Raw genomic sequence first — 22,513 nt, 5'->3', positions numbered from 1 at the left:
CGCATCCTCAAAGGAATACACATGGAATGGCTGACCAACCCTGAAATCTGGGTTGCCTTCTTTACCCTGACCGCCCTCGAAATCGTCCTGGGTATCGATAACATCATCATGATTTCGATCCTGGTCAGCCGCATGCCCAAGCACATGCAGGCGCGTACCCGGATATTCGGCCTCGCATTGGCGATGATCACGCGGATTCTGTTGCTGCTGTCGATCACGTGGGTCATGCGCCTTACCGCCGACTTGTTCGTGGTATTCGGCCAGGGTATTTCCGGTCGGGACCTGATTCTGTTCTTCGGCGGTCTGTTCCTGTTGTGGAAGAGCTCGCAAGAGATGTACCACGCGCTGGAAGGTGAAGACGAAACCAACGAAGAGCCAGGCGGCAAGGGCGGGAAGTTTCTCTACACCATTATCCAGATCGCGATTATCGACATCGTGTTCTCGCTGGATTCGGTGATTACTGCGGTCGGCATGGTTTCCCATGTACCGGTTATGGTCGCAGCGATTGTCGTCGCCGTGCTGGTGATGATGTTGGCCGCTGGCAAGATCAGCGAATTCATCGACAAGCACCCGTCGCTGAAAATGCTCGCCCTGGCGTTCCTGCTGGTGGTCGGTACCGTACTGATCGCGGAATCCTTCGGCGTTCACGTGCCAAAAGGCTACGTTTACTTCGCCATGGCGTTCTCGCTGGCGGTTGAAGCGATCAACATCAAGTTGCGCACAACGCTGGCGAAAAAGAAAAAACAGCAAGACCCGGTGAAACTGCGCAAGGACGTTCCGGGTCAATAACCCGAACACCGCGCAACCTGAAAGGGGCCCTCGGGCCCCTTTTTCACATTTGCATCAAGCTGTTTTTATGACAGTTTTGTTTCAAACACTTCTTTAGCTATGCGATGCTGGCGCCTGGACCGTTAGCAAACTACAAGCTTAAGTACAGAACGTAGAACGTCGCGCGGCACCGTCAACTTGCCCCTTTGGGGCGCTACCACCACAGGGGGCCCGAATGCTCACCCTGCTCAATTTGTTATCTGCCGTGACCTTGTTGATCTGGGGCACGCACATCGTACGAACCGGCATCCTGCGGGTATACGGCTCTAACCTGCGCCATGTCATTGGCCAGAACATGTCCAAGCGCTGGCTGGCCTTCATTTCCGGAATCGTCGTGACGGCGATGGTGCAAAGCAGTAACGCCACCGCAATGCTCGTCACCTCATTTGTCGGTCAGGGCCTGATGGCGCTGACACCGGCGCTGGCGACCATGCTGGGTGCCGACGTCGGTACTGCGCTGATGGCACGGGTGCTGACGTTCGACTTGTCGTGGCTTTCACCCTTGTTGATTTTCCTCGGGGTGATCTTCTTTCTGTCGCGCAAGCAAACCCGGCTGGGGCAAATGGGCCGGGTCAGCATCGGTTTGGGGCTGATCATTCTGGCGCTGCAACTGATTGTTGAATCGGCGGCACCGATTACCCAGGCCCAAGGCGTGAAAGTTATTTTCGCGTCGCTGACCGGCGACATCTTGCTCGATGCTCTGGTCGGCGCGTTGTTCGCGATGATTTCCTACTCCAGCCTGGCGGCCGTGCTGCTGACGGCCACCCTGGCCGGCGCCGGGGTCATCAGCCTGCCGGTGGCGATTGGCCTGGTGATCGGTGCCAATATCGGCAGCGGTGTACTGGCGTTTCTCAGCACCAGCATGCAGAACGCCGCTGGGCGCCAAGTGGCACTCGGCAGCTTGTTGTACAAACTCATCGGCCTGCTGCTGATCATCCCGGTGCTCGACCCACTGGTGAACTGGATCGACAGCCTCAATTTCAGCTCTCAGGAAATGGTCATCGGCTTCCACCTGCTCTACAACACTGCGCGTTGCCTGATCCTGTTGCCGAGTGTCGGACCGATGGCCAAACTTTGCGCGTGGCTGTTGCCGGAGCGGCCGGAAATCAACGGCACCGCCAAGCCGCGGCATCTTGACCCGACCGCGCTGGTTACACCCAGCCTCGCGTTGGCCAATGCCGCGCGGGAAACCCTGCGTATGGGCGACCTGATCGACAACATGCTCGAGGCGATGCTGGATGTGCTGCACGGCAAACAAACCGCCGTCACTCAGGAAATGCGTCGCCTGACCGACGATGTCGAAGCGCTCTACAGCGCCATCAAGTTGTACCTGGCGCAAATGCCGCGCGAAGACCTCAGCGATCAGGACAGCCGGCGCTGGGCAGAAATCATCGAGTTGGCGATCAACCTCAAACTTGCCAGCGACCTCATCGAACGCATGCTGCGTAAGGTTCAGCAGCAGAAAACCTCGCAGCGCCGTTCGTTTTCCGATGTTGGCCTGGAAGAGTTGGCAGGGTTGCACGGCCAGTTGATTTCAAACTTGCGCCTTGGCCTGTCGGTATTTTTGAGCGCCGATCCGGAGAGCGCTCGTCAATTGCTGCGCGAGAAACGTCGCTTTCGCGCACAGGAACGCCGCCTGGCCCATGCGCATGTCAGCCGATTGCAACGTAAAATCGTGCAAAGTATCGAAACCAGTTCGTTGCACCTGGAATTGATCGCAGACATGAAACGCCTGAATTCGCTGTTTTGCAGCAGCGCTTACGTGGTGCTTGAAACGTCAGAAACGGGCGCACTGGCGACCGACGATTTGGTCGACATTACTCATTCACCCTGAACGTCCACTGTTGTCTGAAGTCTGTTGAACTTGCGCAAGCCGTATGGAAACTCGTTATGCGTTGTCTGTTGTTCGCTTTGGCGTTGCTTGGATCGTTCCCCTCGTTTGCCCTGGACCGCTATCAGGTCGAGGGCTACACGCTGCCCAATGGCCTGCAGTTGTTGCTCAAACCAGGCACTGAGCGTGGGCACGTGGCCATTCGGCTGGTGGTTGGCGTGGGCCTGGATGATTTCACCTGCGCCGACAAAGAGCTGCCGCACCTGCTTGAACACTTGCTGTTCAGTGGTATCGACACCACGGGTGAAGGCGGACTGGAAGAACGCATGCAAGCGCTGGGCGGCGAATGGAACGCCTACACCAGCAATGCCGATACCACTTTCGTCATCGAAGCTCCGGCAAAAAACCAGCGCAAAGTGCTGGATCTGCTGTTGGCGTTGTTGACCCAGACACAATTCGACGACAACGCCATCAATGCCGCCAAGGAAGTGGTGGAGCGCGAGGACGGTGGCCATTATTCGCACCTGCAGCGCTGGATGGACCGTCAAGACCTGGGCCACACGGCGAGCAGCCAGTTGGCCGTCGAACTGGGCCTGAAATGTTCCGAGCGGGCTGAGGTCGATCACCTGACCCGAGAGCAATTGCAGACCGTGCGCAACGCCTGGTACGCGCCCAACAACATGACGTTGATCGTGGTGGGCGATCTCGACCGTTTACTGCCGGCGTACCTGGAACGGGCCTGGGGTGCGCTTGAAGCTGTTGACCCTACCGATCATTTACCGCTGCCGGAAATAAACGCCACGGCCGCCCATGAGCGCAGCCTGATTCATGGGTTTGTCGGCGGCAGCGCGAAATTGCATTGGCTGGTACCGGAGCCGATGCTGGACGAAGTACCCGACGAAGCCTTCGACCTGCTCAAGGACTATCTGGACTGGGCGCTCTATCGCCAGTTGCGCCTGGCTCACAGTTTGTCCTACGGGCCTTCGGCTGAGCGCGAGGTGTTTGGCGGCGTAGGCTTCATGAGCCTGAATGCCGACCTTGAACGCGACGATGTGGCTGAGGCCGAGCGCGTGCTGGAGACCTTGAAAGCCGATCTGCTGAAGAACGGTCTCGACCCCGACACCTTCAATCGCCTCAAACAAGCCGCCATTTCCCGTCAGGCCTGGGCGGTGCAAGGCAACAGTGCGTTGGCCGATTACTACTGGAGCGCACTCGGTGACTTCCAGGACGGCCGTTTCGCTGACCCGGCAAAAGAGCTGCAGGGTGTGACCATTGAAGAAGCGAACAAAGCCATGCGCGAGTTGCTGCTGCAGCCCGGTTACCTGCGCATCGAAAAACCGCTGATGAATTACGATCAGTTGTTGTGGGCGATTGCCGGGATTCTGGGCCTGATGCTGCTGGCCCTGTTGGCCTGGCGCGTTCATCGCAGGCGCTAACAATCCGGGTGTTGAGGGCGTAACCTGTCGGGGATTTTTCCGACGACTATTGTGAACTGCCGAATGCCTAACCTGACCCTGTATGTCCAGCGCATCCTGGAATTGATGAAGCGCTATCCGGGGGTCATTGCGCTCGGCGGATTCATCTCCGGGGTCGGCAGTTTCATTCTGGTCGATCGCCAGCAAGGGCTGGCGACCTGGATCACCATCATCATGCTGATCAGCTGGATCTGGCTGATGTTGGAAAACAGCCTGACGCAGCTTTTCACCAAAATCTTCAAACGCGAAATTCCTCAGCCGCTGCTGCGTTACGCCACGCAGATGATCCACCAGGAAAGTCTGTTTTTCGTCCTGCCGTTCTTTTTCATCACCACCACATGGAACAGTGGCCAACTGTTTTTCACCGGGATGCTGGGGGTCGCGGCGCTGATTTCCATCACCGATCCGCTTTACTACAAATGGCTGGCGCCCCGCCGATGGGCGTTCCTGGCGTTGCACACGCTGACGCTGTTCGCGGCGTTGCTGACGGCGCTGCCGGTCATCATGCACCTGACCACATCGCAGAGCTTCAAATGGGCGTTGGGCATTTCCGTGGTGTTGTCGTTTCCCAGCCTTGCATCGATTTTCCCGATTCGCACGTTGCGCAATGCCTTGGCGATTTTGACGATTACCGTGGGCATCGGCGGCGTCGGTTGGGTCTTGCGCTCGTGGGTGCCGCCGGCAACGCTGTGGATGACCGATGTGGCGATCAGCACCCAAATGCAGGACCGCACGCCCGGCGACAGCCTTGAAGAAGTCAGCGCTGATCAGATTCGCGGCGGCGGGCTGTACGCCTACACTGCAATCAACGCGCCACGCGGTCTCGATGAACGGATTTACCACGTGTGGCAGTTCAACGGCAAAGAGGTCGACCGCATTGCGCTGGATATTCATGGCGGGCGCAAGGAAGGCTATCGTGCCTGGACTCACAAGCAGAACTTTCCGGGTAATCCCGCGGGTGACTGGCAAGTCCGGGTGTTGACCGAAGACGGCCAGTTGATCGGAGTGCTGCGCTTCAAAATTACCGACAGCGCACCGACCAAAGAAAAGTAATGCGGTTCGTGCTATTACGTACTTATGCGTAGTAGCCAAGCAAGCATGGAGCTTATGACCCGCAGCAGTATGGCCGGCAATGCCCAGTTAGACGCCTCTCACTCCCCCGCCCAACTGCGGGTTACGGGTGACTGGACGCTTGCCCATTATGCTGACCTGAAGCACCTCAGCGAAAATCTTCGCGGCCAATACACCGACAGCACTCACATCGACCTTAACGGTCTCGGCGCGCTCGACACCGCCGGTGCGTCGCTGCTGGTCGAGTTACTGGGTTCGGAGCGATTGGGGCGATCTGCCGAGCACCCGGACTGCACGTTGTCTCCCGCTGATCGTGCGCTGCTGCAAACCGTTTACCGCTCGTTGACCGACTTCTGCATCCCGATCAAGGAACCGCAAGTCAGCGTCGGCATTCAGTTGCTGGATCGCATCGGCCGAGCAGTGGATACGGTGTGGCAAGACACCCTGCAACTGCTGGGTTTCGTCGGCCTGATTCTTGAAACCATCGCTCGCGGCCTGTTTCGGCCCAAGCGCTGGCGCCTGACGCCAATGGTCGCGCACATCGAGCAGACTGGCCTCGACGCGGCGCCCATTGTCGCCCTGCTGACGTTTCTGGTGGGCGCTGTGGTGGCGTTCCTGGGCGCGACGGTGCTGGCGAGTTTTGGCGCAAGCATTTTCACCGTGGACCTGGTGGCGTTCTCATTCCTGCGCGAATTCGGTGTGCTGCTGACCGCGATCCTGATGGCCGGGCGTACTGCCAGTGCGTTCACGGCGCAAATCGGCTCGATGAAAGCCAATGAAGAAATCGACGCTATCCGCACCTTGGGCCTCGACCCCATAGAGCTGCTGGTTGTGCCGCGAGTGCTGGCGCTGTTGGTAGCGCTGCCCATGCTGACGTTTCTGGCGATGCTGTCGGGAATCATTGGCGGCGGTGTGGTGTGCGCCATATCGCTGGGTATTTCGCCAGCGATGTTCCTGTCTTTGCTGCAGTCGGACATTGGCGTCCAGCACTTTTTAGTGGGCATGGTCAAAGCGCCGATCTTCGCCTTCCTGATCGCGGCCATTGGTTGTCTCGAAGGCTTCAAAGTCAGCGGCAGCGCCGAATCGGTAGGCGCTCACACCACGTCGAGCGTGGTGCAATCGATATTCGTGGTGATCGTACTCGACGCCGTGGCCGCACTGTTTTTCATGGAGATGGGCTGGTGAGTCGTTTACCCCGAGCGCCCTCCGAGGCGGTGATCGAAGTGCGTGGGCTGTGCAATCGCTTTGGCCAACAGAGCGTGCATGAGAACCTTGACCTGGACTTGTACAAAGGCGAAATCCTTGCCGTGGTCGGCGGCTCTGGCAGCGGTAAATCGGTCTTGCTGCGCAGCATCATCGGCCTGCGCCAACCGACCGAAGGGGTGGTGAAGGTCTTCGGTAAAAACCTGCCGAGCTTGCCCGAACACGAACGCTCGATGGTCGAGCGGCGCTTTGGCGTGTTGTTCCAGCGTGGCGCCCTGTTCTCTTCGATGACGGTGACCGAAAACGTCGCCCTGCCGTTGATAGAGCACGCCGGCCTGAGCCGTAACGACGCGGAACATTTGGCGGCGGTGAAGTTGGCGTTGGCCGGGCTGCCACTGTCGGCGGCAGACAAATACCCTGCTTCGCTGTCCGGCGGCATGATCAAGCGAGCGGCATTGGCCCGGGCGTTGGCGCTGGACCCGGACATCCTGTTTCTCGACGAACCCACGGCCGGTCTCGATCCGATTGGTGCGGCGGCGTTCGACCAGTTGATTCTGACCCTGCGCGACGCCTTGGGTTTGAGTGTGTTTCTGGTGACCCACGACCTCGATACGCTCTACACCATCACCGACCGCGTGGCGGTGCTGGCGCAGAAGAAAGTGCTGGTGGCAGACGCCATCGACAAGGTTTCGGAAACCGACGACGCCTGGATTCACGAATACTTCCATGGCCCTCGTGGCCGCGCGGCGCTGACCGCCGCTAAACAGCTCAACGAGGTCTGACATGGAAACCCGAGCCCATCATGTGTTGATCGGCCTGTTCACCGTGATTGTGGTGGCAGGCGCCCTGCTCTTCGGCCTGTGGCTGGCCAAGTCCAGTGTCGACTCCGAGTTCAAGGATTACGAGATCGTCTTCAACGAGGCCGTCAGCGGTTTGTCCAAGGGTAGCTCCGTGCAGTACAGCGGCATCAAGGTCGGCGACGTGGTGAGTTTGCGCCTGGACCCCAAAGACCCTCGGCGGGTGCTGGCGCGCATTCGCCTAGGCGGCGAAACGCCGATCAAGGAAGACACGCAAGCCAAACTGGCGCTGACCGGGATCACTGGTACGTCGATCATTCAACTCAGCGGCGGCACACCGCAAAGCCCCAAGTTGAAGGGGAAGGATGGCGAGTTACCGACCATCGTTGCATCGCCCTCGCCCATCGCCCGTTTGTTGAACGACAGCAACGACTTGATGGCCGGCGTGAACACGCTGATGCAGAACGCCAACCAGATGTTTTCCACCGAAAACGTAGCGCGCGTCAGCAAAACGCTTGAGCATCTGGAGCAAACCACCGCCACCATCGACGATCAACGCGGCGATATCCATCAAGCCATGCAACAACTTTCCGCCATCGGTAAACAAGCGTCGGCGACCCTGGAACAGACCGCCACGTTGATGCGCAATGCCAACGGCTTGCTCAGTGATCAGGGCAAGCAGGCATTGGGCAGTGCCGAGCGGGCCATGAAGTCGCTTGAACAGAGCAGCGCAACCATCAACACGTTGCTCACCAATAATCAGGATTCGCTCAACAGCGGTATGCAAGGCCTGAACGGCCTCGCGCCGGCGGTGCGTGAATTGCGCGAAACGCTGACCTCGTTGCGGGCGATTTCCCAGCGCCTGGAAGCCAATCCCAGCGGTTATCTGCTGGGCAATGACAAGAACAAGGAGTTCACGCCATGAAGCTGACCAATGTCGCCCTCCTCGCCAGCTTCGCGTTGAGCAGTTCATGCTCGATTCTGCCCAAGGCCGAGCCATCTGATGTGTATCGGTTGCCTTCAGCCCAAAGCAGCGAATCGGCGAGCCACGGCGCGCCGCAACGCTGGTCGCTGAGACTGACCAAACTTCAGGCCAGCGAAGCCCTGAATAGCCCGAAAATTGCGGTCATTCCTCAGGGTGACCTGCTTAGCAGCTACGCCGCCTCGCGCTGGACCGACCCGGCGCCCGTGCTGGTGCGTAATCGCCTGCTCGATGGTTTTCAGCGCGATGGCCGGGTGACATTGTTGAGCACTGACGACAGCAATTTCCAGGCAGACCTGGAGTTGGGCGGAAGCCTGCAGGCGTTCCAGACGCAATACCAAGGCACGACGGCGAGCGTGATCGTGCGAATGGACGCATTGCTGGTGCGTGGTTATGACCAGCGACTTCTCGCCAGCAGACGCTTTGAGGTACGCCAACCGTTGAGCGATGTGAAGGTGCCTGCGGTGGTGGCAGGTTTTGGTCAGGCCAGTGATCAGTTGACGGCGCAGGTCGTGAACTGGGCCGTCGAGCAAGGCCAGAAATTCGCCCCGCCACCAAGGCCTTGAGGCCAGCATAAAATGCTGTGTGGTGAGGGGATTTATCCCCGTTCGGCTGCGCAGCAGTCGTAAACCCAGCACACGCGGTGTATCTGCTACACCTCGGTTGCAGCTTTTGGGCTGCTACGCAGCCCAACGGGGATGAATCCCCTCACCACACGGGGTTTGTGGTTATCCGAAAAACCAGTAACAGACGCCGATTGCGGCCACGACACCGGCAAACTCCGCCAACAATGCACACCCCACCGCATGCCTTGCGCGCTGGATTCCCACCGCACCGAAATACACCGCCAGCACATAGAAGGTCGTTTCGGTACTGCCCTGAATCGTCGCGGCAACCAGCGCCGGGAAGCTGTCGACGCCGGAGGTTTTCATGGTTTCAATCAGCATCGCCCGGGCAGCGCTGCCAGAAAATGGTTTGACCATCGCGGTCGGCAAGGCATCGACAAATCGGGTGTCCCACCCCGCCCACTCCACCAGATGGCGAATACCGTCCAGGCCGAAGTCCAACGCGCCGGAGGCTCTCAGAACACCCACCGCGCACAGCATGGCCACCAGATACGGCAACAGGTTTTTGGCCACATCAAAGCCTTCCTTGGCGCCCTCGATGAACGCCTCGTAGACTTTCACTTTGCGCAGCGCGCCGATGATCAGAAACAGCATGATCAGGCCAAACAGCGTCAGGTTGCCGAGGATCGAAGACAACCCGGCCAGCGCTGTCGCCGAGAGGGTTGCCAGCAGCGCCATGAAGCCTGCGAGCACCAAGGCACCCGGAATCAGGTACGCAAGCACCACTGGGTCCCACAGGCGCAGACGCTGCATGAATGCCACTGACAGCAGGCCAACCAGGGTCGAGCAACTGGTCGCCAGCAAAATCGGCAGGAACACTAATGTCGGGTCCGGCGCGCCTTGTTGGGCGCGGTACATGAAGATCGTTACCGGCAACAGGGTCAGCGATGACGCGTTGAGCACCAGGAACAGAATCTGAGCGTTGCTGGCAATGGTTTTGCTGGGGTTGAGTTCTTGCAACGCTTTCATGGCTTTCAGGCCGATGGGCGTCGCGGCATTGTCCAGACCCAGGCCGTTGGCGGCGAAGTTGAGCGTGATCAGGCCGATCGCCGGGTGACCCGCCGGAACTTCCGGCATCAGCCGCAAGAACAACGGCCCAAGGGCCTTGGCCAACCAGTCGACGATGCCGGCCTTTTCCGCGATCCGCAAAAAGCCGAGCCAAAGCGTGAGTGTGCCGAACAGCAGCACCATGACTTCGACCGACAACTTGGCCATGGCGAAAATGCTTTCCACCATCGCTGCGAAAATCCCGGCGTTACCGCCGATCAGCCACTGCGCCAGCGCCGATACGGCCGCTACGATGAAGAAGCCGAGCCACAGGCCATTAAGCATCAGTTAAATCCCCCGAAGAATGCGGCGAATGATAGCGGGGTCGCCAGAAACGACAAACCCCGGATTTCTCCGGGGTTTGTTTTGTAACGGCTGGCACGGTTCACTGTGGGAGCCAGCCTGCTGGCGATAAGGCCGGCACTTCAACATCTCTGCTGTTGATACCCCGCTATCGCCAGCAGGCTGGCTCCCACATAAGAGCCGGTCCCCACAGGGGCCAGCTATCAGTTGCGGGAAATCTCGCCGGCCGGCAGTTTTTCCTTGCTGCGCCAGTGCGGCAGCGAATTCCAGTAGCGCTCGCCCTTGGCGTCGTCGTACATGCCTTCCCAACGCGAGATGACCAATACCGCCAGCGCGTTGCCGATCACGTTGAGAGCTGTGCGCGCCATGTCCATGATGCGGTCGACGCCTGCGATAAACGCCAGGCCTTCCAGTGGAATACCGACGCTGCCCAAGGTAGCCAGCAGCACCACAAAGGAAACGCCCGGCACACCGGCGATACCTTTGGAGGTGACCATCAGCGTCAGAACCAGCAGCAATTGCTGGCTGATCGACAGATCGATGCCGTACAACTGGGCGATGAAGATGGCCGCGATGCTTTGATACAGCGTCGAACCATCGAGGTTGAACGAGTAGCCGGTTGGCACCACAAAGCTGCAAATGGCTTTCGGTGCGCCATAGGCTTCCATCTTCTCGATGACACGCGGCAGCACGGTTTCGGAGCTGGCGGTGGAGTAAGCCAGTACCAACTCATCCTTGAAGATGCGCATCAGCTTCAATACCGAGAAGCCGAACAGGCGAGCGATCAGGCCCAGCACCACAAAAGCGAAGAAGGCGATGGCGAAGTAAACCAGGATCACCAGTTTGGCCAGCGGGATCAGCGAAGCAAAGCCGAAGTTGGCGACGGTGACCGCGATCAGCGCGAATACACCGATCGGGGCGTAGTTCATGATCATGTGAGTGACCTTGAACATGCTTTCCGAAACGCCCTGGAACATCGTGACCAGCGGTTCGCGCAATTCTGGCTTCAGGCTCGACAAACCGAGACCGAACAGCACCGAGAAGAAGATGATCGGCAGCATTTCGCCGCGAGCCATGGCCGCGAAGATGTTCGACGGGATCAGGTTGAGGATGGTTTCGATGAACGCGTGTTCATGCTGAACCTCGGCAGCAGTTGCCTGGTACTTGGAAATATCCACCGTGCCGAGGGTACTCATGTCGATGCCGACGCCCGGATGGAAAACGTTGGCCAATACCAGCCCGACAACAATGGCAATGGTGGTGACGACTTCGAAGTAAAGAATGGTCTTCAGGCCGATTCGCCCCAACTTCTTCGCGTCACCGACACCTGCGATACCGACGATCAACGAAGAGATCACGATCGGGATCACAATCATCTTGATCAGACGGATAAAGATATCGCCTGCCGGTTGCAGGACGTTACTGATCCACCAGGCTTTTTCCGCACTGAAGTGGTTGAGCAGCGCACCGATTGCAATCCCCAATACCAGACCGATCAGGATCTGCCAGGCGAGGCTGAGCTTTGCCTTCTTCATATCTTTACCCTTACTTGCGTTTGACTCAGGCAGATGCAGGAACTGGAACGCTTGTGGCGAAAAAGTCTTGTGCATCTGCCTCCGTATAAGGAGCCCCGGAGCGCGTGATTTCGGCTCTCTGGCAGGCGAAAAAAGGCGCAACTATTCCGATGCAAGAAGGCGACGTCTAATGCCGTAAACGCCTACCCTATGCCGAATCGGCATGAGCTTTTTTTAATGAAACTAGCGTCCCAACCGGTTCGAATACGCCATTTCGGCAGTCATAAGTGCCGTGAACCGGCCATCTCCGGGCAGATTGGATGTTTTTTGATCATTCGAAGAAGGGCTGTTTTTGAGAAAAATTGCTCGGTGCAGGACATGAAATCGCGGCGAAATTCGATCGATTTTTCTCGATGTACGGTCACCGGAAACAACCCGAAAAAGATTATTCGTCTGAGGTTTCGAGGGAAGGGAGGCAGGGCGAGCGAATGGAGAGGGTTCTTTATATTTCAACGCGTTGCGCGCAATAAGCTCTCCGCAGGAACGACGACCCATAAATGACCGGCGAACCTGCGTCGCAGCTTTACTACCTGACCCGGCCCTTTCGCAGGCACTCCATGTGCCCGTAGGTCACTCCGCCCCTGAAACAGGCAGAACGTCCCGACCCCGTGGTCATGCGACTACCTTCATCGGGTAGCGCATCGGAAAGAAGCATTGATGCATCTTTCTTGTTTCGAACTCAGTACCAGTTTGGATCTTTTTTCAGTTGTTCCATCAACAGGTTCTGCATGCCTTGGTCCGGCTTACCGAGGAAGCGGTAAGTGGCATGTCGCGTCGGCGACTTGTCGGCCGGTAGCCCCTCAGGGACTTCAACCAACATGGCATAAGCATCTTTTTTGTCGAAGCTGACGGCAACAATCAGTCGCTTGTTGAGGCACGTTGCCTGCGATTCGCAGAGCGGCCCGACAAGGTACTTATCACCATCCTCTTCAACGGCATTCATTTGTTCGGCATCGCCGGACAAGTTCATGACCCATTCCGGCAGGCGTTCTTCTTTCTTCACAACGCCTTGCCAGGTGTCACGGTATTGCGGGTCAGTGTTCAGTAAATCGTTGACCCGCGCCTGGCCATCATTGGCCGCCATCACCATGGCACTGCCGCCCAGAAGAAGGGCGGCTGCCAGTGTTTTTAACGAAACGCTCATGTCAGCCTCGGCCGCGACGGCCAAAGAAGAACGAAGCGATAAACATCACCAGGAACACGACAAAGAGAATCTTGGCGATACCCGTGGCGGTGCCCGCGATACCACCGAAGCCCAATACCGCAGCGATGATGGCAATGATCAAGAATGTGATTGCCCAGCTCAACATGGTGATTCTCCTTACGCTTCTATTTAGAGGTTCTGCTTGTGGTGCTTTTCCCGGCACATGCAACGCGCCAAGTTCGTATGTTTAAAAAATCCAGCGCTCTTGACGTGGCATGTCGTCAACAGGCTGAGCCTGATCGACATCCATCATGCGCATGGCAGCGCCCTCAGCTTGATTGTTGCTGACAGCGCTGAAGTGGGTTTGCGTCCGGTGTTCAATCGAAAGACGTGGCGCTTCCTGCTGCTGGCTCTGCTCCCAGCGCTGAAACTGTTGGCCGCCGATCAAGGTGATCAACAGCGCCAAAACAGCAAACAGGCCTTGCTGGATGTGCAGTGGAGAGATGCGCAATTGGGCGGCACGTTGGCGATTCATCCGGAAACTCCTCCCACTTTGGTGGTGATCTTGTTGGTGGGCTCATGTGTTGATTGCCCTGATTACCTAGACTATTGCAGCCTGCATGCCAGCTTTTTGAAGATATAAAATCGTTATAAATCAATGACTTATTAAGTAACAAAAAATCAATGTGGACGCATCCTGCACGATGGGCCTTTTAGGGTCGTGCGTAATGCACGATATGTTCGTAGTAACTTTCAGAATTTTTGAATTGAGAGGAGGGCGCGGGTGTCAGAAAGGAAGGCAGATAACCGCCTAAAACAGCGTTTTTTTTAAAAAATCTTATAAATCAGCTGATTAGCCACGGATTGAGTTCAGGGCTACCCTGCTGAGGCTGTAATGGATCAGAATCAACCATGCAACTTGCCCGATTTTTTCGGGACTAACCAAGATCATTCATTAAGGAGCGTAGGAAAATGGAATCAGCCACTGAGCAACAAGGCCGCATTCTGCTGGTGGACGACGAATCTGCCATCCTGCGAACCTTTCGTTATTGCCTCGAAGACGAAGGCTACAGCGTCGCCACCGCGAATAGCGCGGCCCAGGCAGACGCTTTGCTGCAGCGCCAGGTTTTCGATTTGTGCTTCCTGGATTTGCGCCTCGGCGAGGACAATGGGCTCGATGTCCTGGCGCAGATGCGCATTCAGGCACCGTGGATGCGGGTGGTGATTGTCACTGCTCATTCCGCAGTAGACACCGCAGTTGATGCGATTCAGGCAGGCGCCGCTGATTACCTGGTCAAACCTTGCAGCCCTGACCAATTGCGCTTGGCCACGGCGAAACAGCTAGAAGTGCGGCAACTGTCTGCGCGGCTTGAGGCGCTGGAAGGCGAGATTCGTAAACCCAAGGATGGCCTGGACTCTCACAGCCCAGCCATGAAAGTGGTGCTGGAAACCGCACGTCAGGTGGCTGGCACCGACGCCAATATCTTGATTCTGGGTGAATCGGGCACCGGTAAAGGTGAGTTATCGCAAGCCATTCACGGGTGGAGCAAACGCGCTAAAAAATCCTGCGTGACCATCAATTGCCCGTCATTGACCGCAGAGCTGATGGAAAGCGAGCTCTTCGGCCATAGCCGTGGTGCGTTCACCGGCGCCAGCGAAAGTACATTGGGGCGGGTCAACCAAGCGGATGGCGGTACGCTGTTTCTCGACGAAATCGGCGATTTTCCCCTCACGTTGCAGCCAAAGTTATTGCGTTTCATCCAGGATAAGGAGTACGAGCGTGTCGGCGACCCGGTCACCCGGCGCGCGGATGTACGAATTCTCGCGGCCACCAACCTCAATCTGGAAGACATGGTGCGCGACGGGCGTTTCCGTGAAGACCTGTTGTATCGCCTGAATGTCATCACCTTGCACCTGCCGCCCTTGCGCGAACGCCGCGAAGACATCCTTAACCTGGCGGATCGCTTTTTGGCGCGCTTCGTTAAAGAGTACGCACGTCCCGCGCGAGGTTTCAGCGACGAGGCGCGCGAAGCGCTGCTCAGTTATCGCTGGCCGGGCAATATTCGAGAGCTGCGCAACGTCGTCGAGCGGGCGAGCATCATTTGCCCACAAGAACGAGTCGAGATCAGCCACTTGGGCATGGCCGAGACGCCGGTTAACAACGCTCCCCGAATCGGTGCGGCATTGAGTCTGGATGAGTTGGAAAAAGCGCACATCGGTGCGGTACTCGCCACTGCCGACACGCTTGATCAAGCCGCCAAGACGTTGGGTATTGATGCTTCCACCCTGTACCGCAAACGCAAGCAGTACAACCTGTGAGCCGCGCGCGATGAAACTCGCGATGAAGTTGCGAACCCGGCTATTCCTGAGCATTTCGGCACTTATTACCGTTGCGCTGTTGGGCCTGTTACTTGGGCTGGTCAGCGTGATGCAAATGGCCGGTACTCAGGAAACCCTGGTTCGCAACAATTTCGCCACGCTCGATCTGGGTTTGAAGTTGCGCCAGACACTCGGCGATCAACTGATCATTATGCTCAGTGAGAAGCCCGATCACGCCGCATTCGAGGCCTCCAGACAGCACTATTTCGATTTGCTCGAAGACGGTATCGCTCACGAGCAAGCAAGCGATGGCTCGCAGTACGGGTTCAAACAGGCAAAAGCCGATTACCTGAGCTTCCTCGAGGCCTACGACCAATCGCGTGACCCGGCGCACGTGCTGGACGGCAATGAAGAACTGACCGAAAAATTCAACGCGCTGCGCAATGGTTTGATCTCCGAGCACAAACGCGCACTGGACAACATCAATGAAACCGAACGGGAGTCTCGCGACCGGGCATTGTTGATCGCAGGCTTGCTCGGGTTCGTCGGTTTGGCGGTGCTGATCATCGGTTTCATCACGGCCCATGCGATAGCCAGACGCTTTGGCGCGCCGATCGAGGCGCTGGCCCAAGCGGCGGACAATATTGGCCAAGGTAATTTTGAGGTGACATTGCCGATTTCATCGGCGGTGGAAATGAATCAACTGACCAAGCGTTTCGGGATCATGGCCGAAGCATTGCGCGAACATCAGGCGACCAATGTCGATGAGTTACTCGCCGGCCAACAGCGGTTGCAGGCGGTACTCGACAGCATTGATGACGGCTTGTTGATGATCGACCGCCAAGGGCATCTCGAACACCTTAACCCTGTGGCGCAGCGTCAACTGGGTTGGGACACCGATCAACTGGGCTTGGGACTGGGCGCAGCGCTTGAGCGTCCCGAGCTGGATGAACAGCTGCAGTTGGTACTTCGCGGCGGCACGCTGGAGCGGGCGCCGGAAGACCTGAGCATTGAAGTGGATGGCGAATCACGGCTGCTGACTTACAGCTTGACGCCGGTCAGCCACACCCAGGGCCATATTCTGGGCGCGGTCATGGTGCTGCACGATGTGACCGAGCAGCGTGCGTTCGAGAGGGTGCGTAGTGAGTTCGTACTGCGAGCTTCGCATGAGCTACGAACGCCGGTGACGGGTATGCACATGGCGTTCGGCCTGTTCCGCGAGCGCGCGCATTTCGCCGAAGATTCGCGTGAAGCCGATCTGCTCGACACGGTTAATGAAGAAATGCAGCGCTTGATGCAATTGATCAACGACCTGCTGAACTTCTCCCGCTATCAGAATGGCCTGCAGAAACTCACTCTGGCACCGTGCTCCATCGAAGATTTGCTGGAGCAGTCCCGTGCTCGATTTGCTGACACTGCGGCCGAGATGGGCGTTGATCTGTTGGTGGAAGTGCAAGGGCCTTTACCTTGGTTGCAAGCGGACCAGGTGCAGCTGGAACGGGTGCTCGACAACCTGATCGACAATGCGCTGCGCCACACCGCGCCTCAGGGTCAGATTCGCTTGCAGGCCCGGCGCCATGGCGAGCGCGTGATCATCAGCGTCGAGGACAACGGCGAGGGCATCGCTTACGGCCAACAGGGAAGGATATTCGAACCCTTTGTACAGGTCGGGCGGAAAAAGGGTGGCGCCGGTCTCGGCTTGGCTTTGTGCAAGGAGATCGTGCAATTGCACGGCGGACGGATGGGTGTTTATTCGAGGCCGGGGCAGGGTACGCAGTTCTATATGGCGCTGGGTGTCTGAAGTTCTTTCACGCTTCGTCATCCAGGCGTCGGCCGGCGAGCCTGCGGCCACGGGTAATCAGTTCTATGAACTGCACCGCGCTCAACGCGTGGGCAAACAGCCAGCCTTGACCAAACCTGACGCCTTCGCTGCTCAAGAACGCGGCTTGGGATTCATGTTCAATGCCTTCTGCAATCACCTTCAGCTGCAGGGCCTGCGCCATATGAATGATGTGCGGCGCCACGCCACTGCTGGCGGCGTCATGGCCTAACGCATCGATGAACGCCTTGTCGATTTTCAAACAGTCCACGGGCAGGGTTTGCAGGTAGGCGAGACTGCAATAGCCTGTCCCGAAGTCATCTATCAGCACTTGGTGACCGACATCCCGCAAGGCTTGCAGGTTTTCCCGGGCGACCTCTACATCGATCAAGCCCCTTTCGGTCACCTCGAAGGCAATTTGCTTCGCTGCAACGCGGTGCAAGGTCAGCAAACGCGCCATGACCTGGCCGATACGCGGCACCATGACGTCGCACGCGGCAAGGTTGACCGAGATATACAACTGCGGATTGGCGCGCAGCAATTGACCGAGCTGTTCCAGCAGGCGTTGCAGTACGAAATCGGTCATCTGACGGATCTGGCCGGTATTTTCGGCCATCGGAATAAACAGGTCAGGACTGGTCAGCGTGCCGTCAGGACGGCGCCAGCGCAGCAAGGCTTCAGCGCCGACACAGTGACGGCTTTGCAGGTCGAAGATCGGCTGGTACAGCACCTGGAGTTCGCCCCGGCGTATGGCGCCCTGAAGTTCGGCGTCCAGCGATTGGCGCTGGCGCACCAGCAGGAACACCAGAAAACCCACAAACGCACCCACCGCGAGACTCGCCGGCAATAACCACCACCAGACCGCCGGCACGCTCATCACCGTGCGCGGGCTGGTCAGCACCAGTTGATATTCGGGGTTATTGGTTGGCATTCGGTAAATCAGGCGATTTTGCGTGACTTGCAGGGCTCCTGTGCTTTTTGCCGGCCATGGTTCGGAGGGCGGCCAGACCTGATACGCCCCCAGCACCGGGATTGCACGCGCGCCGTGGTCGAGGATCACCAGCAAACTGCTTCCCGGAGGCAGGTCGACCATGTCAGTCAAATGGCCGCGAGACGTCGCCACTCGAAAATTACCGCGCCCGAGCATCAGCGCAGCACGATTTTCGTCAGGTTCGGTAGTGGTATTCAGCCAATAGCTGTAAGTGGGACCTTTGATGTCCGGGGGCCTTATCACCGACAAGCCTTCCTGCCGGGGGCGGTTAGAGCAAATACGTGAGCCGTCCATGTAGGCCGCTTCATAAACGAAGCGGTAATCGAAAGTCACCTGTTGCAAGGCTGCAATCATTCCTTCATCGCAGCCTCTGAGTGGCTGGGCTTCCAGATCGTCGAGACTTTCACGCAGTTGCCCAAAGAGTTGTTCGAGGCGAGCGAGAAAGCGCGCTCCCTGGGCGTTCATTTCCAGGCTTTCGTTTTGCTCAACTTGATGAACGGCCACGAAAAGGCTGCCGGCCATCATCAGTGTCGCGCTTAAAACAGCCGCCAGCATCGCCAGGAACCATGGGCGATAAAACCAACTACGCAATCTCTCTCGAGCAGCAGGCATATTGGAATATCCGAAGAATTACCAATGAGTTATAGCTGCTGATTGAGAAAAAGCGCGGACCGTCGGGCGGGCGTCATTATTTTGTCTGATTGAGTACTTGCAGCAGCGCAGCGCTTTGCGCGTCTGGTGTGCCATCGAAGCGCGCTGGCCGGAAGTGCATTTGGAATGCGGCCATGACGTGACGCGTGGCTACGTCCAGTTCGCCGGTTTGCGGGGTGGCGTAACCGAGGTGGGCCAATTGTTCCTGAAACCAACTGATACTGGGCAGTTGCGCTTCATATTGGGCTTGGTGGCGCATCACGACCTGTTCATTTGGCCAGACTCCCAGTCCCTCAGCCGCCAAGCGTTTCCACGGGAACAGCGGCCCGGGATCGAGCTTGCGCAGTGGCGCGATATCGCTATGACCAATGATGTTGCTGGGGTTGATTGCGTAGCGCTTGCTGATGTCTTTGAGCAGAACGATCAGCGATTGAACCTGCGCTTCGCTGTAGGGATACCAAAGTCGCCCGGTGGGAGTGTCTTTAAAACCTGGATTAACGATTTCGATGCCGATGGAACTGGAGTTCAACCAGGTTCGACCTTGCCATTCGCTTTCGCCTGCGTGCCAGGCCCGCAGGTTTTCATCCACTAGTTTGTAGATGGTGGCACCTTTGTCGTCGCCGATCAGGTAATGGCTGCTGACCTCGCCATGGGTCAGCAATTGTAACGAGCGTTCAAGCGATGCCGAGGTGTAATGCACCACCACGAATTGCACGCGGCTGTCGTGATTGGCTGAAGGGTGACTGGTGTCGAACCGGGGGCCGCTGGCACAACCGGCCAACAGTAGCAGTGACACGATAAACGCAAAATATTTCATGGTTGGGGGCAATACACGCTAGGCAGTAATGCAACAGTGTAACGTACTGCCCGGCATGCGGAAGGCAACGACGAGGTTTTAAACAAAATCGAACAATTGCGCTTTAGCCCAGCTCCACCCGGTTGCGTCCGGCATTTTTAGCTCGGTATAGCGCCTGATCGGCTCTTTTGAGAACCAAGTCACTGTGTTCACCGGGTTTGAACGCGGTCAGGCCCATGGAAATAGTGATGGTGACCGGCTCGCCTTTAAAGTGAAAAGGGCACGCCTCAATCGCCGCGCGCATCGTGTTCAGCAACTTTACGCCGACCGCAGGCAAAGTAGCCGGCATCAACAGTACAAATTCCTCACCGCCAAACCGGGCGATGAAGTCGGTACCGCGTAGCCGCTTGCGGAGCACGTTGGCGATGATTTTCAGCACCTTGTCGCCGGCCAAATGCCCGTAGTTGTCGTTGATGCGTTTGAAGTGATCGAGATCGAGCATGGCCAGCAACAAGGTATTGCCATGCTGCTGCCATTCGGCGACTTCGGCCTCCAGGCGTTCGCTCCATGCCGCCCGATTAGGCAGGCCCGTCAATGGATCGACCAACGCTTTTTGGCGTTGTTCTTCGAGGTGCTCGCGAAAGCCCGCAGCTTCCTGCTCCATGTGCGCAACCCGCTCGGCCAGTCCCTGCAGGCGCGTCGCCACTTCTTGTTCGCGCTCGTCACGCTGCTTCTGGTGTTGGTCCATGGTGCCCAGCAAGCCTTCGAGGTGGTTTTCCAGAACAGCCTTCAAGTCGTCCAGGTCGGCGGCTTCTTGCATGCTGCTTTGCAAGCCATCGACTTGCTCACGGATTTGCGTGTCCATCTCGCGGGCAGCAGATCGACTGTCGGCATGGCCCTCGCTGGCGGCTTGCAGGTTGCTCTGGAACGATTCGAGCCGCTCGTTTAGGCGCTGCAGATACGCCTCGAATTCATGCTGGCCGCTGTCTGTTATCGCCAGCATTAAAGTCGCCAGATCATCGAGGATCGGAATTAACTCGTACCAATTCAAACCATTTTGCAGACGATCACGCATCGCCTCGGCTTGCGGGCGATGGCGTTCGGGCAGTGTCAGGTCGTCGAGCAACCCAAGCAGTGTGTCCTCGATGTGTTTGGCTACCGAGCTGTAGGAGGGCTCCGGTGAGTCCGGCAGGGCATAGAGAATGTCTTGCTCGGGCTGCTCCGGATCAATGGCTGCCAAGGCCTGGGCCATGGGCGCTGGCAACGGCAGGCTGTCCAGCAGCATCGGTTTGGTCAGCTCGTCGGGATTGATAACCGGCGGCGCTTCGGAGGCGGCGGGTTCGATGTCCGCTGGCGGCTCAATTTCAAGTGACGACGCGTTCACGTGCGGCGGTTCATGCACCGGTGGTACAAACGTGACAACGGCAGGCTCAATCGCTAACGCGGTTGGCTCGTCTATCGATTGAGGCTGCGGCGGCTCGGCGACAGGTGAAGGTTGTGCGACTGCGGGCGCTGTTTCGGTGGGTGGCGCTAGCGCTGATTGCGCTTCCACAGGCTGTTGAACCGGAATCTGGGTGGCTGGTGCGGGTGCGGGTGCTGCTGCTGGCGCTGCAGGAGCAGGAGCGGGCGCAGCCTGAGTGGCCGCTTCCTCCGACTCCCGATTACCAAACAACCGTTGCAGCAAGCCTGGCCGTTCGGCTTCTGCCGGGTTTTCCATTTGGCTCAGGGCTTTGCCTTGCAAGTTGCTGAGCTCGCTCAACAGCAACGGCATCTCGCGCGCCTGGCCGACTCGCGCATCGAGTTGTTTGGCGAAATTCTTCAGCGGACGGCTGACTTCGCGCGGCAGCGGTAATGTCTGCAACTGGGTGACCAGGGCGGTCAGCGCAGTGCTGGTCTGGTTGACTCGGGTTTCACGGCGCTGCTCGGAGTCGAGTACGGCTTTTTCCAATCGAGGGAGCAGGGCGGCGAGGCCAGCATCCATGTCATCGGTGCGCACCACGTCGCGCATTTCCTTCATGCACTCGTCCACAGCCCGGTCGGTGCCCTCGGCGGCCAACGTACTGCGCACCAGGCCACGGCGCAGCAGGTCGAGGCGTGCGGCCCATCGACGTTCAAGTTTTTCCTGCTGTTCGATGCTTTTAAGGTACTTCTCTTTCCAGCGCTGTGCTTCGTCGCTCATTCAAGGGATCCGCGAGGGGGCAGGACTCAACGCGGGCAATGCATCAGCCGTGAGCGAACCCGGCAGACGAATCTCTACCGCGACCGGCAGGTGATCGGAAATCGGTTGGGCCAGCACCTGCACCTTTTCCAGGGTCAGGGTCGGGCTGAGCAGAATATGGTCCAGGCAGCGCTGCGGGCGCCAGCTAGGGAATGTCGCTTCCAGTTGTGGCGCCAGCAAACCCAAGTCGCGTAACGGGGAGTTTTGCAGCAAGTCACTGGCATGGGTGTTCATGTCGCCCATCAGTACCTGATGTTTGTAGCCGCCAATCAACTCGCGGATGTAGGCCAATTGCATGCTGCGGGTGCGTGCGCCCAGTGCCAGGTGCATCATAACTACCACCAGCGCTTCGGGGCCTTCGCCAAATCGTACCAGTATCGCCCCGCGACCTTTCGGCCCGGGTAGCGGATGGTCTTCAATCGCCCACGGGCGCAGGCGGCTGAGCACGCCGTTGCTGTGCTGGCCGAGTTTGCCAAGATTGCGATTGAGCTGCTGATACCAGTAAGGAAATGCGCCGAGTTGCGCCAGGTGTTCGACCTGATTGACGTAGCCCGAGCGCAGGCTGCCGCCATCGGCTTCTTGCAGGGCGACCAGATCAAAGTCGCCCAACAGGTCGCCGATTTTCTGCAGATTGCCGGCACGCCCGGTGTGCGGCAACAAGTGCTGCCAGCCCCGGGTCAGATAGTGCCGATACCGCTCGGTACTGATGCCGACCTGAATATTGAAGCTGAGCAAGCGCAGACGACTGTCTGCGGGCAGGCCCGTGGTCTCCAGGTGATGTTCGTTGACCCGCGGATCATGCAGGCCGACGACGCGTTCAGTGCCCCAGCGGCGCATG

19 protein-coding genes are annotated in these 22,513 nt (G+C 58.1%); 10 read left to right on the top strand and 9 right to left on the bottom strand.

Annotated elements, in window-relative coordinates:
- Positions 1-21: 21 nt before the first annotated feature.
- The 8 genes from ACQR3R_RS17330 to ACQR3R_RS17295 all read left to right on the top strand — a co-directional run bounded on the left by ACQR3R_RS17330 (position 22) and on the right by ACQR3R_RS17295 (position 8,753).
- Entirely contained in the window at positions 22-789 is a 768-nt protein-coding gene (locus ACQR3R_RS17330; RefSeq protein WP_428273607.1) for a TerC family protein, read from the top strand.
- Between the two features lie 214 nt (positions 790-1,003).
- Positions 1,004-2,662, top strand: coding sequence for a sodium-dependent inorganic phosphate transporter (locus tag ACQR3R_RS17325; RefSeq protein WP_428273605.1), 1,659 nt, complete (start codon positions 1,004-1,006; stop codon positions 2,660-2,662).
- A 56-nt stretch (positions 2,663-2,718) separates the two neighbouring features.
- Positions 2,719-4,095: an insulinase family protein gene (locus ACQR3R_RS17320; RefSeq protein ID WP_428273603.1), complete on the top strand. Its 1,377-nt coding sequence runs from the start codon at positions 2,719-2,721 to the stop codon at positions 4,093-4,095.
- A gap of 63 nt (positions 4,096-4,158) precedes the next feature.
- Positions 4,159-5,187, top strand: coding sequence for a DUF5924 family protein (locus ACQR3R_RS17315; protein ID WP_428273601.1), 1,029 nt, complete (start codon positions 4,159-4,161; stop codon positions 5,185-5,187).
- A 54-nt stretch (positions 5,188-5,241) separates the two neighbouring features.
- Positions 5,242-6,390 carry an MlaE family lipid ABC transporter permease subunit gene (locus ACQR3R_RS17310; RefSeq protein ID WP_428273599.1) on the top strand — a complete coding sequence of 383 codons (1,149 nt, stop codon included), beginning with the start codon at positions 5,242-5,244 and terminating at the stop codon, positions 6,388-6,390.
- On the top strand, positions 6,387-7,190 hold the full coding sequence (locus tag ACQR3R_RS17305; protein ID WP_428273597.1) for an ATP-binding cassette domain-containing protein: 804 nt from the start codon (positions 6,387-6,389) through the stop codon (positions 7,188-7,190). The genes ACQR3R_RS17310 and ACQR3R_RS17305 overlap by 4 nt, the downstream gene beginning before the upstream one ends.
- Before the next feature lies 1 nt (position 7,191).
- Entirely contained in the window at positions 7,192-8,130 is a 939-nt protein-coding gene (locus ACQR3R_RS17300) for an MlaD family protein (RefSeq protein WP_428273595.1), read from the top strand.
- Positions 8,127-8,753 (top strand): ABC-type transport auxiliary lipoprotein family protein, encoded by a 627-nt coding sequence (locus ACQR3R_RS17295; RefSeq protein ID WP_428273593.1) that lies wholly within the window; start codon positions 8,127-8,129, stop codon positions 8,751-8,753. The genes ACQR3R_RS17300 and ACQR3R_RS17295 overlap by 4 nt, the downstream gene beginning before the upstream one ends.
- 162 nt (positions 8,754-8,915) lie before the next feature.
- Here ACQR3R_RS17295 and ACQR3R_RS17290 read toward each other — a convergent pair whose 3' ends face one another.
- From ACQR3R_RS17290 to ACQR3R_RS17270, 5 genes are all read right to left on the bottom strand, one after another.
- The gene (locus ACQR3R_RS17290) at positions 8,916-10,145 is read right to left on the bottom strand and encodes a nucleoside recognition domain-containing protein (protein WP_428273591.1); all 1,230 of its coding nucleotides are present in this window, start codon (positions 10,143-10,145) and stop codon (positions 8,916-8,918) included.
- A gap of 221 nt (positions 10,146-10,366) precedes the next feature.
- The gene (gene gltP / locus ACQR3R_RS17285; protein ID WP_428273589.1) at positions 10,367-11,698 is read right to left on the bottom strand and encodes a glutamate/aspartate:proton symporter GltP; all 1,332 of its coding nucleotides are present in this window, start codon (positions 11,696-11,698) and stop codon (positions 10,367-10,369) included.
- 718 nt (positions 11,699-12,416) lie between these two features.
- On the bottom strand, positions 12,417-12,881 hold the full coding sequence (locus ACQR3R_RS17280) for an Ivy family c-type lysozyme inhibitor (protein WP_428273587.1): 465 nt from the start codon (positions 12,879-12,881) through the stop codon (positions 12,417-12,419).
- 1 nt (position 12,882) lies between these two features.
- Positions 12,883-13,047: a DUF1328 domain-containing protein gene (locus ACQR3R_RS17275; protein WP_003177151.1), complete on the bottom strand. Its 165-nt coding sequence runs from the start codon at positions 13,045-13,047 to the stop codon at positions 12,883-12,885.
- An 81-nt stretch (positions 13,048-13,128) separates the two neighbouring features.
- Complete coding sequence (locus ACQR3R_RS17270; RefSeq protein WP_428273583.1) at positions 13,129-13,416, bottom strand: hypothetical protein; 288 nt, start codon at positions 13,414-13,416, stop codon at positions 13,129-13,131.
- Between the two features lie 437 nt (positions 13,417-13,853).
- On the opposite strand from ACQR3R_RS17270, the gene algB reads away from it, so the two are divergent.
- Together algB and ACQR3R_RS17260 are read left to right on the top strand one after the other, a co-directional pair.
- On the top strand, positions 13,854-15,200 hold the full coding sequence (algB, locus tag ACQR3R_RS17265; RefSeq protein ID WP_428273581.1) for a sigma-54-dependent response regulator transcription factor AlgB: 1,347 nt from the start codon (positions 13,854-13,856) through the stop codon (positions 15,198-15,200).
- A 22-nt stretch (positions 15,201-15,222) separates the two neighbouring features.
- On the top strand, positions 15,223-17,001 hold the full coding sequence (locus ACQR3R_RS17260) for a KinB sensor domain-containing domain (protein WP_428273579.1): 1,779 nt from the start codon (positions 15,223-15,225) through the stop codon (positions 16,999-17,001).
- Positions 17,002-17,008: 7 nt separating this feature from the next.
- On the opposite strand, the gene ACQR3R_RS17255 is transcribed toward ACQR3R_RS17260, so the two are convergent.
- From ACQR3R_RS17255 to ACQR3R_RS17240, 4 genes are all read right to left on the bottom strand, one after another.
- Positions 17,009-18,601, bottom strand: coding sequence for an EAL domain-containing protein (locus tag ACQR3R_RS17255; protein ID WP_428273577.1), 1,593 nt, complete (start codon positions 18,599-18,601; stop codon positions 17,009-17,011).
- Positions 18,602-18,698: 97 nt separating this feature from the next.
- Positions 18,699-19,457: an N-acetylmuramoyl-L-alanine amidase gene (locus ACQR3R_RS17250; RefSeq protein WP_428273575.1), complete on the bottom strand. Its 759-nt coding sequence runs from the start codon at positions 19,455-19,457 to the stop codon at positions 18,699-18,701.
- Between the two features lie 124 nt (positions 19,458-19,581).
- A complete protein-coding gene (locus ACQR3R_RS17245; protein WP_428273573.1) occupies positions 19,582-21,636 on the bottom strand; it encodes a diguanylate cyclase in 2,055 nt (684 codons plus the stop codon).
- Positions 21,637-22,512, bottom strand: a complete 876-nt coding sequence (locus tag ACQR3R_RS17240; protein ID WP_428273571.1) for an endonuclease/exonuclease/phosphatase family protein — start codon at positions 22,510-22,512, stop codon at positions 21,637-21,639. It lies immediately after the preceding gene.
- Between the last annotated feature and the right edge of the window lies 1 nt (position 22,513).

Origin of the sequence: Gordonia sp. IEGM753 (genome assembly GCF_050321825.1) — a bacterium.
Classification (GTDB): Bacteria; Pseudomonadota; Gammaproteobacteria; order Pseudomonadales; family Pseudomonadaceae; genus Aquipseudomonas.
This window is presented reverse-complemented; position numbering and strand designations above follow the sequence as displayed.

Excerpts from the sequence above, each read along its gene's own strand:
- ACQR3R_RS17330 (WP_428273607.1), top strand. The coding sequence starts at position 22 with ATGGAATGGCTGACCAACCCTGAAATCTGGGTTGCCTTCTTTACCCTG.
- ACQR3R_RS17325 (WP_428273605.1), top strand. The coding sequence starts at position 1,004 with ATGCTCACCCTGCTCAATTTGTTATCTGCCGTGACCTTGTTGATCTGG.
- ACQR3R_RS17320 (WP_428273603.1), top strand. The coding sequence starts at position 2,719 with ATGCGTTGTCTGTTGTTCGCTTTGGCGTTGCTTGGATCGTTCCCCTCG.
- ACQR3R_RS17315 (WP_428273601.1), top strand. The coding sequence starts at position 4,159 with ATGCCTAACCTGACCCTGTATGTCCAGCGCATCCTGGAATTGATGAAG.
- ACQR3R_RS17310 (WP_428273599.1), top strand. The coding sequence starts at position 5,242 with ATGACCCGCAGCAGTATGGCCGGCAATGCCCAGTTAGACGCCTCTCAC.
- ACQR3R_RS17300 (WP_428273595.1), top strand. The coding sequence starts at position 7,192 with ATGGAAACCCGAGCCCATCATGTGTTGATCGGCCTGTTCACCGTGATT.
- ACQR3R_RS17295 (WP_428273593.1), top strand. The coding sequence starts at position 8,127 with ATGAAGCTGACCAATGTCGCCCTCCTCGCCAGCTTCGCGTTGAGCAGT.
- ACQR3R_RS17290 (WP_428273591.1), bottom strand. The coding sequence starts at position 10,145 with ATGCTTAATGGCCTGTGGCTCGGCTTCTTCATCGTAGCGGCCGTATCG.
- gltP (WP_428273589.1), bottom strand. The coding sequence starts at position 11,698 with ATGAAGAAGGCAAAGCTCAGCCTCGCCTGGCAGATCCTGATCGGTCTG.
- ACQR3R_RS17280 (WP_428273587.1), bottom strand. The coding sequence starts at position 12,881 with ATGAGCGTTTCGTTAAAAACACTGGCAGCCGCCCTTCTTCTGGGCGGC.
- ACQR3R_RS17275 (WP_003177151.1), bottom strand. The coding sequence starts at position 13,047 with ATGTTGAGCTGGGCAATCACATTCTTGATCATTGCCATCATCGCTGCG.
- ACQR3R_RS17270 (WP_428273583.1), bottom strand. The coding sequence starts at position 13,416 with ATGAATCGCCAACGTGCCGCCCAATTGCGCATCTCTCCACTGCACATC.
- algB (WP_428273581.1), top strand. The coding sequence starts at position 13,854 with ATGGAATCAGCCACTGAGCAACAAGGCCGCATTCTGCTGGTGGACGAC.
- ACQR3R_RS17260 (WP_428273579.1), top strand. The coding sequence starts at position 15,223 with ATGAAGTTGCGAACCCGGCTATTCCTGAGCATTTCGGCACTTATTACC.
- ACQR3R_RS17245 (WP_428273573.1), bottom strand. The coding sequence starts at position 21,636 with ATGAGCGACGAAGCACAGCGCTGGAAAGAGAAGTACCTTAAAAGCATC.
- ACQR3R_RS17240 (WP_428273571.1), bottom strand. The coding sequence starts at position 22,512 with ATGCGCCGCTGGGGCACTGAACGCGTCGTCGGCCTGCATGATCCGCGG.